Raw genomic sequence first — 16,191 nt, forward strand, 5'->3', positions numbered from 1 at the left:
GTTAACGTAAGATATCCGCAACGTGCATGAGATCATGAGCATTGCTCCGTTGAAATTACGGGAAAAATGCGTATCCATGTCGCAACTTGATTATCTGGAGGACCGTTCGGCGTCTCGCTTTGCGGTCAGGAGTTGAAGGAAGGTTATCGATGAAAATCCTCGTCCCTGTGAAGCGTGTGGTGGACTACAACGTCAAGATTCGCGTCAAGGCGGATGGTTCAGGCGTTGAGCTTGCCAACGTCAAGATGTCGATGAACCCCTTCGATGAGATTTCCGTCGAAGAAGCCCTTCGCCTGAAGGAAGCTGGCAAGGCGGAAGAGGTCGTCGTCGTTTCCATCGGTCCTGCCAAGGCGGAAGAAACGCTCCGCACGGCACTGGCCATGGGTGCTGACCGCGCCATTCTGATCGAGACCGATGAAGCCGTAGAGCCGCTGGCCGTCGCCAAGCTTTTGAAGGGTGTCGTTGAAGCCGAAGCTCCGGGCCTTGTCATCGTCGGCAAACAGGCCATCGATGACGACAGCAACCAGACCGGCCAGATGCTGGCAGCGCTTCTCGGCTGGGGACAAGGCACATTCGCCTCCAAGGTCGAGCCTTCCGACGGCAAGGTTGCCGTAACCCGCGAAGTGGATGGCGGCTTGCAGACGGTGGAACTGAAGCTTCCCGCCGTCGTCACAACAGACCTTCGCCTCAATGAACCACGCTATGCGTCTTTGCCAAACATCATGAAGGCAAAGAAAAAGCCGCTCGACAAGAAGACGCCTGCCGATTTCGGCGTCGATATCGCACCTCGCCTCAAGGTCTTAAAGACCGAGGAGCCCGCAGGCCGCAAGGCTGGCGTGAAGGTTGGTTCGGTGGCCGAGCTCGTATCGAAGCTCAAGGCCGACGGCGTCCTTTAAGAATTCGGATAGGGAGATTTTACCATGGCCATTCTTCTTCTGGCAGAACACGACAACGCAACCCTTTCCGACCAGACGGCAAAGACACTGACGGCGGCAACACAGATTGGCGGCGATGTGACCGTGCTGGTCGCCGGTTCCAACGCCAAGGCCGCTGCTGACGAAGCCGCCAAGCTGTCCGGCGTTTCAAAGGTCTTGCTGGCCGACGACGCATCCTATGCCAACCAGCTGGCAGAACCACTCGCGGCATTGCTTGTTTCGCTCAGCGCTTCCTATGACGTCATCATCGCGCCTGCCACGGCATCCGCCAAGAACGTCCTGCCTCGCGTGGCGGCCCTTCTGGATGTGGCGCAGATTTCTGAAATCATCGAAGTCATCTCCGCCGATACGTTCAAGCGCCCGATCTATGCCGGTAACGCCATCCAGACCGTACAGGCCAGCGACGCGAAAAAGGTCATCACCGTTCGCACCTCGACCTTTGCTCCGGCACAGGCTGGCGGTTCGGCTTCCGTTGAAACCGTCGCTGCTGCTGAAAACCCGGCAGTCTCGTCCTTCGTTTCGGACGCTCTCGCATCTTCCGACCGCCCGGAGCTGACGTCTGCCAAGATCATCGTTTCCGGTGGCCGCGCGCTCGGTTCTTCGGAAAAGTTCAAGGAAGTCCTGCTTCCTGTCGCGGACAAGCTGGGTGCAGCCGTTGGCGCATCACGCGCGGCCGTGGATGCGGGCTATGCTCCGAACGACTGGCAGGTCGGCCAGACCGGCAAGGTCGTTGCTCCGCAGCTTTACATCGCCGCAGGCATTTCCGGCGCCATCCAGCATCTGGCTGGCATGAAGGACTCGAAGGTCATCGTTGCCATCAATAAGGATGAGGAAGCGCCGATCTTCCAGGTTGCGGATTACGGCCTCGTGGCTGATCTGTTCGACGCGCTGCCAGAGCTCGAAAAAGCGCTTTGATCATAACAATCATGAAAGCGGCGCGTTTTTCTAAACGCGCCGCTTTTGTTTTACGGTAATATGCGTAACATCCCGCGCAATATGACGCGCACCAAGCACATCCCACAGGAGAGACACATCATGGCCGCCCCAATCAAGAATATCGGTATCATTGGAGCCGGTCAGATGGGCTGCGGTATTGCGCATGTGTCTGCACTGGCGGGCTACAAGGTTCATATCTACGACCTCGCCAAGGATCGCATCGAAGCCGGTCTCGCGACGATCAACGGCAACCTTGCCCGGCAGGTCAGCAATGGCAAGATGGCCGATGACGACCGCAAGGCGGCACTTTCGCGCATTGGCGGCTCCTCCGATATCAACGATCTGGCCGCAATGGATCTGGTGATCGAGGCTGCGACGGAGCATGAGGAAACCAAGCGCAAGATTTACGCGCAGGTTTGCCCGGTTCTAAAACCAGAAGCGCTTCTCGCCACCAACACGTCTTCGCTCTCCATCACCCGCCTTGCTTCGGCAACAGACCGCCCAGAACAGTTCATGGGCATCCATTTCATGAACCCGGTGCCGGTCATGAAGCTGGTGGAACTGGTGCGCGGCATTGCCACGGACGAGCCGACCTTTGAAAGTGCCAAGGAATATGTCCGCACGCTGGACAAGGCGATCACCGTTGCCGAAGATTTCCCAGCCTTCATCGTCAACCGCATTCTTCTGCCGATGATCAACGAGGCGATCTATACGCTATACGAAGGCGTCGGCTCGGTTGAGGCCATCGACACCGCCATGAAACTCGGCGCGAACCATCCCATGGGGCCGTTGCAACTGGCCGACTTCATCGGTCTCGACACCTGCCTGTCGATCATGCAGGTGCTGCATGATGGTCTGGCAGACAGCAAATATCGCCCTTGCCCGCTTCTGGTCAAATATGTCGAAGCCGGTTGGCTTGGCCGCAAATCCGGCCGTGGCTTTTATGACTACCGCGGCGAAACGCCCGTCCCGACGCGGTAAATCCTCGGCTCACTTTGCTTTCGCAAATTCCACGAGTGTTTTGGCGTCCTGGCTATCCCAGGCCGCGGGGCCATTCATGGACGCCATTAGGCAGCCCTGGTCATCGATCAACAGCGTCGCGGGAAGGCCGAAAGCAAGGCCTTCTTTTTTCAGCGCGTTGAACACGCCCATCGAACTGTCACGGTAGAGCTTGAGGGAATCGATCCCATATTCGCTCATGAAGCTTCGCGGCTTCGCGTCGTCGCCCGTATCGATATTGACGGTCACGACTTCGAAGTTGTCTGCGCCCTTTTCCTTTTCGAGAGCATTGAGCGCTGGCATCTCTTCACGACATGGAACGCACCATGTGGCCCAGAGATTGAGCAGCACTGTCTTGCCCTTGAAGTCGGCTTCGGTCATCGCAGCACCATCCGCCCCCTTAAAAGAAAGCGGAATGACGCGCGGTCGCTCGCTGGCCGACATGGCGGCAACCTGGCCCTTCAGAAGTGGCTTGAGGGAGGCGATACGCTTGGCAGCCCCCTCACATAAACCGGCTTGCGCCACTGCTGCCCCTTGAACCTGACCCTCAGACCCAATAAGCCTGAACGCCACAACACCCGCGCCGCAGACGACACCGGCGATAGCGGCAATTGCAACAAGTCTGGCGGAGGGAAGCCTGAGCGGCTTTTTTTCTGTCATTGAATACTCCAGGGCAGGCAAAGAATGGCTGACGGCATCGAACAAAAATCCTCCAACCAGATGTGGGGCGGACGTTTCGCTTCCGGTCCTTCGGCCATCATGGAAGAGATAAATGCCTCAATCGGCTTCGACAAGAAGCTTTATGCGCAGGACATCCGCGGCTCAATAGCGCATGCCACCATGCTGGCCGCAAAATCCATTATTTCGGATGAAGATAAAGACAAGATCATTCACGGCCTGAACACGATCCTGTCAGAGATCGAAGCGGGAGCCTTCGAGTTCTCCCGCAAGCTTGAAGATATTCACATGAATATCGAGGCGCGCCTTGCCAATCTCATCGGCCCCGCCGCCGGTCGCCTGCACACGGCCCGTTCGCGCAATGACCAGGTGGCACTCGATTTCCGCCTTTGGGTCAAGGAAGAACTTCAGAAGACCGAGGGCATGCTGACCGCTTTGATCGCTGCCTTCCTCGACCGCGCCGAAGAGCATGCCGACACCGTTATGCCGGGCTTTACCCATTTGCAGACGGCACAGCCTGTCACCTTCGGTCACCACTGCATGGCCTATGTGGAAATGTTCGGTCGTGACCGCGCGCGCGTCCGCCACGCCATCGAACACATGGATGAAAGCCCGATTGGTGCAGCGGCGCTGGCTGGCACGGGCTATCCCATCGACCGCCACATGACAGCGAAGGCGCTCGGTTTCCGTGAGCCGACCCGCAACTCCATCGATACGGTCTCCGACCGTGATTTCGCCTTGGAATTCCTGTCGATTGCCTCCATCTGCGCGACGCATCTTTCGCGTCTGGCCGAAGAAATCGTCATCTGGTCGACCCCGCAGTTCGGCTTTATCCGCCTGTCAGACGCGTTTTCGACCGGCTCTTCCATCATGCCGCAGAAGAAAAACCCGGATGCCGCCGAACTTGTGCGCGCCAAGACGGGCCGTATCAACGGTTCGCTGATCGCCCTTCTGACCATCATGAAGGGCCTGCCGCTCGCCTATTCCAAGGACATGCAGGAAGACAAGGAACAGGTCTTCGATTCCGCCGAAAGTCTGGAACTGGCCATTGCCGCCATGACCGGCATGGTGCGCGATCTGGAAGTACGCGCCGACAAGATGCGCGCCGCTGCCGGTTCCGGCTATTCCACAGCGACCGATCTGGCGGACTGGCTGGTGCGTGAAGCGGGCCTGCCCTTCCGTGATGCGCACCATGCCACCGGCCATGCCGTTGCGCTGGCTGAAAAGAAAGGCTGCGACCTCGCAGATCTCTCTCTGGAAGAGTTGCAGGCCATCAACCCCGCCATCACCGCAGGCATCTTCGATGTGCTGTCGGTCGAGGCATCGGTTGCCAGCCGCACCAGCTTCGGCGGCACCGCCCCGTCTGAAGTGCGCAAGCAGATCGCCTGGTGGCGCGGTAAAAACTAATCAATCCAGCGTTCGACGAGCATCACAAGAAACAGGGTGCACAAGCGCCCTGTTTTTCGTTATCAGGAATGCAGAGATTTCCTTTGGACAGGCCCATGCTTTCAAAAACCTTGCGTACCTTCATCGTTCCCGTCGGCGTGGCACTTGCCGTTAGCCTTGCTCTTGCAGGCTGTGGCCGCAAAGGCGACATCGATCCGCCGAGCACGCCTACGGAACAGCGTAACATTCGCTCCAACAAAGCCAAGGTGCAGCCGACGCCAGAGCGGCCTTTCATTCTCGATAAGCTCCTTTAAGGTCCAGCGCTGTGAACCATTTTCACTATATCGACGGCGTGCTTCACGCCGAAAACGTTCCCGTGCCTGAAATTGCGAAGGCCGTTGGAACGCCGTTCTACGTCTATTCCACGGCGACGCTGGAGCGACATTACAAGGTCTTTTCAGAGGCTTTTGCCGATGTAGACTCCATGGTCTGCTATGCGATGAAGGCCAATTCCAATCAGGCCGTTCTGAAAACGCTGGCAAAGCTCGGCGCTGGCATCGATGTCGTTTCCGGCGGTGAGTTGCGCCGCGCGCTGGCGGCAGGCGTCCCCGCAAGCCGCATCATGTTTTCCGGCGTCGGCAAGACCGTTGCCGAAATGGATTTTGCGCTGGACGCCGGTATCTACTGCTTCAACATCGAGTCCGAACCGGAACTGGAAGTTCTGAACCTTCGCGCCGTGAAAGCGGGTAGGAAGGCGCATGTGTCCTTCCGCATCAATCCGGATGTGGATGCCGGCACCCATGCCAAAATTTCCACCGGCAAGAAGGAAAACAAGTTCGGCATCTCCTATGAGCGGGCACGCGCCGTCTACACCCACGCCGCCACTCTGCCCGGAATTCAGGTCAGCGGCATCGACATGCATATCGGTAGCCAGATCACCGAATTGCAACCCTTCGAGGATGCCTTCCGGCTGCTGCGCGAGCTTGTCGAAGCCCTGCGTGGCGATGGCCACACGATCAGCCATGTCGATATTGGCGGCGGGCTGGGCATTCCCTACCGCGAAGACAACAATCCGCCGCCCTTGCCAGATGCCTATGCCTATATCGTCAAGAACGAGCTGCAGAGCCTCAACTGCAAGATCATCACAGAACCGGGCCGTCTGATCGTCGGCAATGCCGGAATTTTGGTGACGGAAGTCATCTATGTGAAGGATGGTGGCGACAAGACCTTCGTGATTGTGGACGCGGCGATGAACGATCTCATTCGCCCGACACTGTATGAGGCCTATCACGCTATTCGCCCGGTCGTGCAATCAACCACTGACGCCCCGCGCATCAAGGCGGATGTCGTTGGCCCGGTCTGCGAAACCGGCGATTATCTGGCACTGGACCGTGAAATGGCAGCGCCCCAGCCGGGTGACCTGATCGCCGTCAGCTCCGCCGGAGCCTATGGTGCCGTGCAGGCCGGAACGTACAATTCGCGCCTGCTGGTCCCGGAAGTCCTGGTGAAGGGTGACCAGTTCCACGTCATCCGCCCACGTGGCACCTATGAAGAGTTGATTGCGCTCGACTCGGTCCCCACCTGGCTCGATTGAGTTTTGAACGATCACAATTGAGCGAATAGGGCTGAAAAATGGGGGTGAGCGCAGGCTTGCCCTCGTCTTCGCCATAAAGAGTGTTATCTTCATTTCCGTTGCACTGAGTTCAATCGCTGTTTGGGAATGGCGAAATCGGGTGGCCAGAACCGGGAGAACGGATTGATGACCACATCCAGGCAGGGCGGAAAAGGCGCTTTCGAAAACAGGCCGGACCTTGCACGCCGCGTGGCAGGCAAGCGCTTTTTTGCCAAGCTCGTGCTCTTTGCCGAGCGCCTTGCGCCCAAAACCCTGCTTCCGCTTTCGCTCGCTGCCGTGTTTGTTTCTCTGGCCTGGCTCGGCCTTTTCCGGCAGATGCCGGATTTCCTGCGCCTCGGCATTGTCTTCCTGCTCATCTTTTCCTTCATCACGTCTCTGCTGCCCATTGCGCGGTTAAGATGGCCGACGAAAGATGAGGCTTCACGCCTTTTGGAAACTCGTAACGGCCTGCCGCACCAACCCGTTGGCGTGCAGGAGGACGAGCCCGCTTTCGAAACGCCTTTCGCGCGCACGCTGTGGAAAGAACACCAGCTGCGCATGGCCGAGCGGATTGCAGCGCTGGATGCAGGCCTGCCGCAGCCGGACATCGCCAGCCACGACCGCAGTGCACTACGCGCCATCCCGGCCCTCATTCTCGTCGCCGCTTTCGGCTTTTCCTTTTCGAATGGCGCAGGCGATATTGCCGATGCCTTCCGCAACCGCCCGTCCAGCGGACCGGCAAACCCGGATATTCGTCTCGACGCATGGGTTACGCCGCCGTCCTATACCGGTCGTGCTCCGATCTTTCTCACTGGCAACAATGCAGCCGGACATGAGGCCGTCTCCCTGCCCCAATCGTCCAAACTCACCATCCGCATGACGGGCGGCGAAGGCAATGAAGAGGTCACCTTCGAGCCGCAAGAAGCAGGTCAGCTGCAAAAACTGACACCCGAAGGCGCTGAGAAGCCGGGTGCACAGGACGCTGCGAAAGTGGCGGAGACGACCGAGACACCGCTTGCACCGCGAACCTTCGCGATGGAAATAAAGGAAAGCGGCACCATTGAAGCCAATGGCCAGCAATGGCAATTCAACGTCGTTCCCGATAAAGCGCCAACGATTGCTTTCGACAATCTGCCGCGCCGGGCAGTCAACGGTGCGCTGGAAATCGGCTTCACCGCCAAGGATGACTATGGCATCCGCGAAGCACACGCCGTGATCGAACCCATCGGCGTGGCCGAAGGCGCGACACCGCTTTATCCGCCACCGGAATTCAAGCTGGATCTGCCACGCCAGAATCCGCGTGACATGAAAGGCGTGACCAGCCGCAATCTGACCGAACATCCCATGGCGGGCAAACGTGCGCGCATTACGCTTGTCGCCACTGATGGTGCTGGCCAAACCGGTCGCAGCCCCTCTCAGGAGATGATCCTGCCCGGACGTAACTTCTCCGAGCCGCTGGCCGGAGCGATTGTCGAACAGCGCCAGATTTTCTCACTCGATACCCGCCAGATGCCGAAGGCAATCGCCTATAACGAGGCTGTTGGGCTGCGTCCGGAAGAGACCATTCCCAACAAGACCCATTATCTTCTACTGCAATCTGCGCAGACGCGCATGAAGCTCGCCTACAATGAAGAGATGCTCAAGGACACCGCAGATTACCTGTGGCAAATTGCACTGGGCATCGAAGATGGTGATCTCTCTCAGGCCGAACAGCGGCTGCGCGACGCGCAGAACGCGCTCTCGGATGCGCTGGAGCGCAAGGCGCCTGACGAGGAAGTCGCCAAGCTGATGCAGGAACTTCGCGAAGCGATGAACGAGTTCATGAAGGAACTCGCCCAGCGCATGCAGAACGCACCGCAGTCCAACATGAACCAACAGGCACAGAATGTGCTGCGGCAGCGCGATCTGGAAAACATGATGAACCAGATCGAAAACCTCGCGCGCTCCGGCAATCGCGATGCCGCGCAGGAAATGCTTTCGCAATTGCAGCGCATGATGAACAATCTTCAGGCAGGACGACCACAGCGCGGCCAGCAGGGACAACAGCAGCAACAAAGCAGCCAGTTGCGCCAGCAGATCGACAAGCTGGGTGAGATCATGCAGCAGCAACAAAAGCTGATGGATGAGACCTTCAAGCTGGATCAGGCCCTTCGTGACCGCATGCAGCGCGGCGACCCACAGCAGGGTGAAGAAGGCGGCGATCCGCAAATGGGGCAGAATGGCCAGCAGCCGGGTCAGCAGGACCAGCAGCAGCAAGGGCAGAACGGTCAAAACCCGAATGGTCAGGGTCAGAACCCGACTGACCAGATGACAGCCGATCAGCTACGCGAAGCACTGAAAAACCTGCGCCAGCAACAGGATGGTCTTGGAAAGCAACTCGGCGATCTGCAAAAAGGCCTGCGCGATCTCGGCATGGAGCCCGGCCAGAATTTCGGCAAGGCCGAACAGGAAATGAAGGGCGCTGGCCAGGCGCTCGGTCAAAGTCAGGGCGAACAGGCCGTCGAAGGTCAGGGCAATGCCCTTAATGCACTTCGTCAGGGCGCACAGGACATGATGGGCCAGATCATGCAGGCCATGCGGCAGCAGGGTCAGCAACCCGGTCAGGGTCAGGAGGGCATGATGGGCCAAGGCGGCCAGAACGGCCGCGATCCGCTCGGTCGCCCGCGCGAAAGCAGCGGCCCGGATTTCGGCGATAATCAGGTCCGCGTGCCGGATGAAATCGATGTCCAGCGCGCCCGCGAGATTCTCGAAGCCATCCGCGAAAAGCTCGGTAACAACCCGCCCGGAGAGGTCGAGCGCCGATATCTGGAGCGCTTGCTGGACATTCGGTAAGCTGCTTTAGCGCAGGCCAAAAGCCTAAAGGTCCGTCACGAAGTCTGCGTCAGCAGACCCGTGAACGGATCGTTTAACGCTCAATCCCAGCTGTAAAAGCCCTCGGACAGGTTCAGCGGCGACGCGTTTGTTAGGGCGTCGAGTTTCGGCAGAGGGCGTGCCGTCAGCGGATCGCCCGCCAGCGCGCTTTCCAATGCATGGGCAACACCGAGCAGGAACCTGTCGGCGCCTCTGCGGGCAACGATCTGCAATCCAAACGGCATGCCGTGATGATCGACTCCGACAGGCAGCGACAGTGCCGGGCACCCGGCGATCGTCGTGGCATAGGCGCAGGCCAGCCAATGGTAATAGCTTCGTGTCTCGCGTCCCTCGATTTCACGCGGGTATAGCTCCCGCCAGGAGCGCGGCGAGACGGTGACGGCGGGTGCCAGAACGATATCGTAATCTCCAAAGAACGCGTGCCAGCGGCGGTGATAGGCCGTCTGTTCGTTCAGCGCTCTGCTGACATCGCTGGCGCTGTAGCCAAGCCCCTCGGCAACATTGGCATGAATATTCGGTCCAATCTGATCGCCGTGCTTTTCAATCATTTTCTCGAACATGCTGAGAGCCGCAACTGCGCGCAACACGGCAAATATGTCATCCGCGCCGCTGCAATCCGGCGTCGCTTCGGTCACAGAGCCGAAAAGATCAGCGAAGCGGGCGACCTTGTCCTTGAGTGCCCCAGCAATGGCCGTTTCAACCGGAGCGAATCCAAAGTCGGTTGTGACGGCCACCTTGAGCTGAGAAAGATCAACAGCCGGAGGCCCGGCTGCCCAATCCGCGCTGGAATAGGGCGTGTCATCCCAGACGGGAGACAGCGGGTCACGTCCATCCCGTCCGGCCATCACCGAAAGCATCAGCGCCGTGTCCTGAACGGTCCGTGCCATGGGACCGAGGGTGGAAACCTGAAGCCACGCCGTTCCGCGTTTTTCACTGGGGATCAGGCCAGGCGTGGGGCGAAAGCCAACGATGCCGCAATAGGCTGCCGGGTTGCGCAACGAGCCGCCGGTATCGGAGCCGGATGCCAAAGGCATCATGCCACACGCCAAGGCAGCGGCTGAGCCGCCGGACGAACCGGCAGCGGTTTTCGTTGTATCGAACGGGTTTCCGGTCGCGCCAAACACTGGATTGCGGGTGTTTCCGCCGGCTGCCCATTCCGGCACATTGGTTTTACCGATCACAACGCCACCGGCGTCCCGCAACCGCGCCACGAAGCCCTCGTCCTTTTGGGGCATATGATCGCGAAAGACCACGCTGCCAAAGGTCGTCCTCAGTCCGCCGGTTTCCGCCGTATCCTTGATCCCGATGGGAAGGCCGTGAAGCGGACCGAGCGGCGCGCCGCTCATCACCTCATCCTCCATCCTTCTAGCCGTTGATAGCGCCTTGTCGAAATCGCGCGTCACCACGGCGTTGACGGCGTGGTCGACCGCTTCGATGCGCTCGATACAGCTCTGCACCAATTCCACCGGTGACAAGGCCTTTTGCCCTATCAACCGGCGTGCGGTGGTGGCATCGAGATCGCAGGGGGAACCGTCGAAGTGAGGTTGTTTTGTCATGCTGGTATGCTCTCCCAAGTCACTGGTTTTCGTTCAAAGCGGGCTGGCGAATAGGGTTCAACAGGTAAAAATGGCTGCTCGCCGCCCATGAGTTCCGCGAGAAGCCGCCCGGTAACCGGGCCCTGGGTAAAGCCGTAATGCCCATGGCCAAACCCGAACCACAGGCCTTTGTGGCGTGGCGCCGCACCGATGACGGGCAGCATATCGGCCATGCAGGGGCGCGCGCCCAGCCATGGCTTCGCATCCAGCCGCTCGCCCAGCGCCAGCGTCTCATGGGCACAATCAATCATTTTTTCCATTTGGCAAGGCGTTGGCAATGCGTCCCGCGGGGCAAGTTCCACGCCCGTCATCACCCGCACACCTTGCACCATCGGCACGATAAGGCAGTGCCGGTCACGCACATAAATGGCGCGCTGCAGGGGTGGGGAGGCATTTTGAAAATGCTGATGATATCCACGCTTGGCGATGAAGGGCATGCGATAGCCCAGCTTTTGAACCAAATCCACAGACCATGGCCCAAGCGCCACCACCACTTTGGGCGCTCGCAATATACCGTCCGAGGCGGGAACCTCCCACACACCGTCAACACATCGAAGCCCGAGGGCATCGCCTTTTTGAAAGACGCCTTGCTGCGCGGTGAAAAGGGCACGGAGTTTGGTCATCAGGCCGCCGGGATCGACGATGCGGGCAGTATCGAGCCAGTGAATGGCGCCCGCAAACCGCGTCTTTAACGCCGGCTCAAGTCGCGAAAGCGCGCTGCCATCGATCTTTCGTGCGTTTATGCCGTAATCTCTAGCCGCATCCGCAGCCCGGTCGGCCTCTTGCAGGTCCCGCTCAGTGCGACACAATTCCAGCCAGCCATCTTCATTCAGAAGGTCGCCTGCACCGGTTTTTTCGATCAACAGTCGATGCTCCGCAAGGGAAGCCCCACTTAGCCGTCTGAACGGTGAAGCAATTTTTTCCAGATTGCTTGTCGAGGACGCCCTTTTGTACGCGAAAAGCCAAGGGAGATTTTTCAGCAGAAATCGATAGTCAGATTTGACGGCAGTTGATCGGTTGAAGGCTAGACGCAGGAGGTTTGCGATGCCCTTTGGAAAGGGATGCGGCAATATTGCAGATGTTTCGATGAAACCGGCATTGCCATAGCTGGTCGCTTTTCCCGGCTCCTGACGATCGATGATCGCCACCCGCAGCCCCCGCATCTGGAGGTGCAGGGCCGTCGATATGCCAACGATACCCGCACCAAGCACGATAACGTCGACGTCCGGGGCCTCACACCGCACTTGTCCGCTCCCTCGCCTGCAACTCGTTACGGAAGTGGCAAGCCGATAACCGCATCGGTCCGCTTTCGAGCAAGGCCGGTCTTTCCTGAGAACAGATCGGGGCTGCGACTGGACAGCGCGGATGGAAATGGCATCCCGAAGGTGGCTCCAATGGTGACGGTAGTTCGCCCTGAATGGCGGTGAACTGTCGCTTGCGCGGCTCCAGCGTCGGAATTTCTTGAAGAAGCGCGCGCGTATAGGGGTGGCGAGGATCGGCAAACAATTGTTCAGTGTCGGCCAGTTCGACGATGCGCCCCAGATACATGACCGCGATACGGTCGCAGAAATTTTCGATCATGCCCAGGTCGTGGCTGACGAAGATGTAGGTCAGGTCGAGTTCGCGCTTCAACTTTGAGAAGAGATTGAGGATTTGCGCCTGAATGGAAACGTCGAGCGCTGCGGTTGACTCGTCACACACCAGAACGCGCGGCTTTACGGCGAGGGCGCGTGCAATGCCAATTCTGGCGCGCTGCCCGCCCGAGAACTGGTGCGGGTAGAGATCGCGGCTGGCAGGATCGAGCCCGACCAGTTCCATCACGCCGCTGACATAGGAAACGAGATCACGGGCGGGGATGATCCCATGCACGACCGCCGCCTCGCCGATCAGATCGACCACGCGCTTACGCGGATTGAGTGCGGCCGTCGCATCCTGAAAGACCATCTGGATCGATAGACTGGCTCGTTTCCGCTCAGCCTCTGTCATGGTGGCGACATCGCGCCCATCGAGAACGATGCGGCCTTGCGACGGCGGCAGAATGCCAGACACGATCCGCGCCAGTGTCGATTTTCCGCAGCCGGATTCGCCGACCAGCCCGATGATTTCTCCCCGTTGGATGTCCAGATTGATATCATCAACCGCGCGCACCACCACTTCCGAGGATGTTCGCATGATGAAGTCGGATATTCGCTGCGCAAGATCAGGCGTGCCGCGAAACTGTCGCGACAGGCCGTCCAGTGTGAGAATTGGTTGCTGCATGGCTTGGTCCACCTCTCTTCTATCTCGGGTGATGACAGCGAACGAAATGGCCGCCTGCGTTCGATGAAACCGGCAATGTGCTTGCACAGACCGTCGTGCTTGCCGCGCAACGGGGGTGGAAGGCGCAACCGCCCGGCATATTGCCGAGATTGGGCGTGGAGCCGGGTATCTGTGCAAGCGGCTGCCCCCGACGATTGCGGCTTGGCACAGACGCGATCAGACCTGAGGTGTAATGGTGGGCAGGATTGACCAGAATGTCCGATACGGTGCCGCTTTCGACGATACGTCCCGCATACATAACCGCTATCCGATCGGCCAGACCGGCCACGACCGACAGGTCATGCGTAATCCACACCAGCGCCGTGTTACTCTGAGCCGCAAGCTTTTGAACCTCCGCAAGAATCTGTGCCTGTATCGTGACATCGAGTGCTGTCGTTGGCTCATCCGCAATCAGCACCGAGGGGCGATGCAGAAGCGCAATGGCGATTGCCACACGCTGGCGCATGCCGCCGGAGAACTGATGTGGATAGGCTTCCAACCGCGATTCCGGTGATGGGATGCCCACGGCTTTCAGGGCCTCAATCGCCTTTGCTCGTGACGCTTTGGTCGACAAACGCTCATGCGCACTGATGGCTTCAATGATCTGCGTATCGATGCGCAGAACGGGGTTCAGCGTCGAGATGGGATCCTGAAAGATCATGGCAATGCGGTTGCCGCGAAGCCTTCTGAATTCTCGATCCGGGAGAGCGGCAATATTCTCGCCATCAAGTCTGATGCCTTTGGCCGAGACGATGCCGGGCGGATCGATGAGGCCCATCAGGGCCAGACCGGTCACGGATTTGCCAGAGCCGGATTCGCCGACGACACCGAGAACCTCACCCGGATTGACGTGAAAGTTCACATCCGTAACGGCATTGACCCTGCCTTTGCGGGTTTTGAACGAAACGTTGAGGTTCTCGACGCTGAGCGCCGGTTTTGTTGAAACAAGATCACCCATCAGCCTAAAAACCTCGGGTTAAGAACCACGCGCAGCCGGTCGCCAACCAGATTGATCGCGATGACGATGACGACGAGTGCGATGCCGGGATAGGTGGAAACCCAGTAATTGCCTGACAGCAGGAAATCATAGCCGGAGGCGATGAGCATCCCTAGCGAAGGCTGCGTCACCGGCACGCCCACGCCCAGAAAGGACAATGTCGATTCCAGCGTAATGGCATGGGCAATCTGAACCGTGGAGACGACGATCAGCGGCGGAATACAGTTGGGAAGCATATGCCGCAGCAGAATGCGGGACTGGGGAATTTCCAGACCGCGCGCGGCGGCGATATAGTCCTTGTTCTTCTCCACCAGAGCGGAGCCGCGCACGGTGCGGGCATAATAGGCCCATTGCACCGCAACCAGCGACAGCACGACCTTGTCGACACCGCGACCGAAAACGGACAACAGAACAAGCGCTATCAGGATGGATGGGAAAGACAGCTGAAGATCGACGATACGCATGACCAGCGCGTCGAAACGGCCGCCTATGTAGGCCGAGAGAACGCCGATACAGGCACCGATGACGCTGGCTATTGCAACCGCCGAAATCCCGACGCCGAGTGAAATGCGCATTCCATAGATGATGGCGGACAAGAGATCGCGGCCCTGATCATCGGTGCCGAGCCACGCCGTGACACCGCTGGAAAGCTGCGAGCCCGGAGGCAGCATATTGTCCATGATATCGAGCTGCATCAGATCATAGGGATTTTGCGGTGCAATCCAGGCGGCAAAGATGGCCGCGAGAGCAAGTAGCCCCAGAAATATCAATCCAATGGCCGCTTCCGGGCTGGAAACCAGATCGCGGGCCTGTCTCACCAGCAGGCGTTCGCCTTTGTGAACAGGAGCGGCAGTGGGGGCATTTTCGCTGATTGTCATAATCATATCCCTTTTCATGAGTTTCCACCGCCCAGCCTGACCCGTGGGTCAAGCGCGACGTAAAGGAGATCGACGACGAGGTTGATGACGACGAATATGACTGTCGTGACCATCAGATAGGCAACCACCACCGGACGGTCGAGGCGGTTGATGGATTCGATCAGCAACTTACCCATGCCCGGATAGGAGAAGACCGTTTCGATGACGACGGTGAACGCAATCATCGCGCCGAACTCCATGCCCAGAATGGTGATGACCGGGATCATCATGTTTTTCAGCAGGTGCAGGCGAATGATGCGGAACTGGGAGATGCCCTTGGCGCGGGCAAAACGGATATATTCCTGGGTCATAACCTCACGCGTCCCGGCTTCGCATAGCCGCACGACAAGCGAGGATTTATAGAGCGCCAAGGTCATGGCCGGCAGGATGAGGTGCCGTATGCCCTCCCACGACCCCAGCGAAAGCTGCAGGCCAAGGATGCTTTCGGTCGGGCCGCGACCACCCGAAGGTAACCAGCCCAGATAGACCGAGAAAAACAGGATGAGCATCAACCCGATCCAGAAATTGGGCAACGAGAAGCCGAGGATCGAGGTGGACATGATCGCGCGTCCCGCCACCGATTTCGGCTTCATACCGGCAATGACGCCAAGCGGCACGCCGATACAGACCGAGAGAATGAGGGCGACAACCGCCAGTTCCAGAGTGGCAGGAAGTCTTTCCACGATAACCGCGAGGGCGGGCTTTCCGTAGGTGAAGGAGCTGCCGAGATCACCCTTGAGAGCGTTGGAAATGAAGGAGGTGAACTGTACCGGCAAGGGTTGATCCAGACCGAACCGGGCGGCGAGCGCGGCCCGCTCGGCCTGGTCCGCATCCGGGCTGGCCAGCACATCGACCGGGTTTCCCAGCGCGAAGATTGCCAGGAAGACCAGAACTGCCATGGTGAATAGAACAAGAATACCCTGCCCTATCCGTCGTATCAGGAAGGCTAACATGGATATGACCAATC

14 protein-coding genes are annotated in these 16,191 nt (G+C 58.9%); 7 read left to right on the top strand and 7 right to left on the bottom strand.

Features of this window, described 5'->3' with window-relative positions; genetic code table 11:
• The first annotated feature begins 149 nt into the window (after positions 1–149).
• The 3 genes from ABUK73_RS17225 (at position 150) to ABUK73_RS17235 (ending at position 2,852) form a co-directional block, all read left to right on the top strand.
• The gene (locus tag ABUK73_RS17225) at positions 150–896 is read left to right on the top strand and encodes an electron transfer flavoprotein subunit beta/FixA family protein (protein ID WP_353578344.1); all 747 of its coding nucleotides are present in this window, start codon (positions 150–152) and stop codon (positions 894–896) included.
• A gap of 24 nt (positions 897–920) precedes the next feature.
• On the top strand, positions 921–1,850 hold the full coding sequence (locus ABUK73_RS17230) for an electron transfer flavoprotein subunit alpha/FixB family protein (protein ID WP_353578345.1): 930 nt from the start codon (positions 921–923) through the stop codon (positions 1,848–1,850).
• 120 nt (positions 1,851–1,970) lie between these two features.
• Entirely contained in the window at positions 1,971–2,852 is an 882-nt protein-coding gene (locus ABUK73_RS17235) for a 3-hydroxybutyryl-CoA dehydrogenase (RefSeq protein WP_113089211.1), read from the top strand.
• Between the two features lie 9 nt (positions 2,853–2,861).
• On the opposite strand, the gene tlpA is transcribed toward ABUK73_RS17235, so the two are convergent.
• Positions 2,862–3,530 (bottom strand): thiol:disulfide interchange protein TlpA, encoded by a 669-nt coding sequence (gene tlpA / locus ABUK73_RS17240; protein ID WP_353578346.1) that lies wholly within the window; start codon positions 3,528–3,530, stop codon positions 2,862–2,864.
• A 24-nt stretch (positions 3,531–3,554) separates the two neighbouring features.
• Between tlpA and argH the strand changes: the two genes are divergently transcribed.
• The 4 genes from argH (at position 3,555) to ABUK73_RS17260 (ending at position 9,378) form a co-directional block, all read left to right on the top strand.
• A complete protein-coding gene (gene argH, locus ABUK73_RS17245; RefSeq protein ID WP_353578347.1) occupies positions 3,555–4,955 on the top strand; it encodes an argininosuccinate lyase in 1,401 nt (466 codons plus the stop codon).
• Between the two features lie 95 nt (positions 4,956–5,050).
• Entirely contained in the window at positions 5,051–5,248 is a 198-nt protein-coding gene (gene lptM / locus ABUK73_RS17250) for an LPS translocon maturation chaperone LptM (RefSeq protein WP_113089208.1), read from the top strand.
• An 11-nt stretch (positions 5,249–5,259) separates the two neighbouring features.
• Positions 5,260–6,528 carry a diaminopimelate decarboxylase gene (gene lysA, locus ABUK73_RS17255; RefSeq protein ID WP_353578348.1) on the top strand — a complete coding sequence of 423 codons (1,269 nt, stop codon included), beginning with the start codon at positions 5,260–5,262 and terminating at the stop codon, positions 6,526–6,528.
• 165 nt (positions 6,529–6,693) lie between these two features.
• Positions 6,694–9,378 (top strand): TIGR02302 family protein, encoded by a 2,685-nt coding sequence (locus tag ABUK73_RS17260; protein WP_353578349.1) that lies wholly within the window; start codon positions 6,694–6,696, stop codon positions 9,376–9,378.
• 80 nt (positions 9,379–9,458) lie between these two features.
• Here the strand turns inward: ABUK73_RS17260 and ABUK73_RS17265 are convergent, their stop codons facing one another.
• Genes ABUK73_RS17265 through ABUK73_RS17290 form a run of 6 tightly spaced genes read right to left on the bottom strand, consistent with a single transcriptional unit; the run spans position 9,459 to position 16,177 of the window.
• On the bottom strand, positions 9,459–10,973 hold the full coding sequence (locus ABUK73_RS17265) for an amidase (RefSeq protein ID WP_353578350.1): 1,515 nt from the start codon (positions 10,971–10,973) through the stop codon (positions 9,459–9,461).
• The gene (locus ABUK73_RS17270) at positions 10,970–12,256 is read right to left on the bottom strand and encodes an NAD(P)/FAD-dependent oxidoreductase (protein WP_353578351.1); all 1,287 of its coding nucleotides are present in this window, start codon (positions 12,254–12,256) and stop codon (positions 10,970–10,972) included. The genes ABUK73_RS17265 and ABUK73_RS17270 overlap by 4 nt, the downstream gene beginning before the upstream one ends.
• Positions 12,246–13,271: an ABC transporter ATP-binding protein gene (locus ABUK73_RS17275; protein ID WP_353578352.1), complete on the bottom strand. Its 1,026-nt coding sequence runs from the start codon at positions 13,269–13,271 to the stop codon at positions 12,246–12,248. The genes ABUK73_RS17270 and ABUK73_RS17275 overlap by 11 nt, the downstream gene beginning before the upstream one ends.
• A 19-nt stretch (positions 13,272–13,290) precedes the next feature.
• Positions 13,291–14,268 (bottom strand): ABC transporter ATP-binding protein, encoded by a 978-nt coding sequence (locus ABUK73_RS17280; RefSeq protein ID WP_353578353.1) that lies wholly within the window; start codon positions 14,266–14,268, stop codon positions 13,291–13,293.
• Positions 14,268–15,185: an ABC transporter permease gene (locus ABUK73_RS17285; RefSeq protein ID WP_454892385.1), complete on the bottom strand. Its 918-nt coding sequence runs from the start codon at positions 15,183–15,185 to the stop codon at positions 14,268–14,270. The genes ABUK73_RS17280 and ABUK73_RS17285 overlap by 1 nt, the downstream gene beginning before the upstream one ends.
• A gap of 14 nt (positions 15,186–15,199) precedes the next feature.
• Positions 15,200–16,177, bottom strand: a complete 978-nt coding sequence (locus ABUK73_RS17290; protein ID WP_353578354.1) for an ABC transporter permease — start codon at positions 16,175–16,177, stop codon at positions 15,200–15,202.
• Between the last annotated feature and the right edge of the window lie 14 nt (positions 16,178–16,191).

This window comes from Agrobacterium vacciniicorymbosi, assembly GCF_040427045.1.
Lineage (GTDB): Bacteria > Pseudomonadota > Alphaproteobacteria > Rhizobiales > Rhizobiaceae > Agrobacterium.

Excerpts from the sequence above, each read along its gene's own strand:
- argH (WP_353578347.1), top strand. The coding sequence starts at position 3,555 with ATGGCTGACGGCATCGAACAAAAATCCTCCAACCAGATGTGGGGCGGA.
- ABUK73_RS17275 (WP_353578352.1), bottom strand. The coding sequence starts at position 13,271 with ATGCAGCAACCAATTCTCACACTGGACGGCCTGTCGCGACAGTTTCGC.
- ABUK73_RS17290 (WP_353578354.1), bottom strand. The coding sequence starts at position 16,177 with ATGTTAGCCTTCCTGATACGACGGATAGGGCAGGGTATTCTTGTTCTA.
- ABUK73_RS17260 (WP_353578349.1), top strand. The coding sequence starts at position 6,694 with ATGACCACATCCAGGCAGGGCGGAAAAGGCGCTTTCGAAAACAGGCCG.
- lptM (WP_113089208.1), top strand. The coding sequence starts at position 5,051 with ATGCTTTCAAAAACCTTGCGTACCTTCATCGTTCCCGTCGGCGTGGCA.
- ABUK73_RS17230 (WP_353578345.1), top strand. The coding sequence starts at position 921 with ATGGCCATTCTTCTTCTGGCAGAACACGACAACGCAACCCTTTCCGAC.
- ABUK73_RS17280 (WP_353578353.1), bottom strand. The coding sequence starts at position 14,268 with ATGGGTGATCTTGTTTCAACAAAACCGGCGCTCAGCGTCGAGAACCTC.
- tlpA (WP_353578346.1), bottom strand. The coding sequence starts at position 3,530 with ATGACAGAAAAAAAGCCGCTCAGGCTTCCCTCCGCCAGACTTGTTGCA.
- ABUK73_RS17285 (WP_454892385.1), bottom strand. The coding sequence starts at position 15,185 with ATGACAATCAGCGAAAATGCCCCCACTGCCGCTCCTGTTCACAAAGGC.
- ABUK73_RS17225 (WP_353578344.1), top strand. The coding sequence starts at position 150 with ATGAAAATCCTCGTCCCTGTGAAGCGTGTGGTGGACTACAACGTCAAG.
- ABUK73_RS17265 (WP_353578350.1), bottom strand. The coding sequence starts at position 10,973 with ATGACAAAACAACCTCACTTCGACGGTTCCCCCTGCGATCTCGATGCC.
- ABUK73_RS17235 (WP_113089211.1), top strand. The coding sequence starts at position 1,971 with ATGGCCGCCCCAATCAAGAATATCGGTATCATTGGAGCCGGTCAGATG.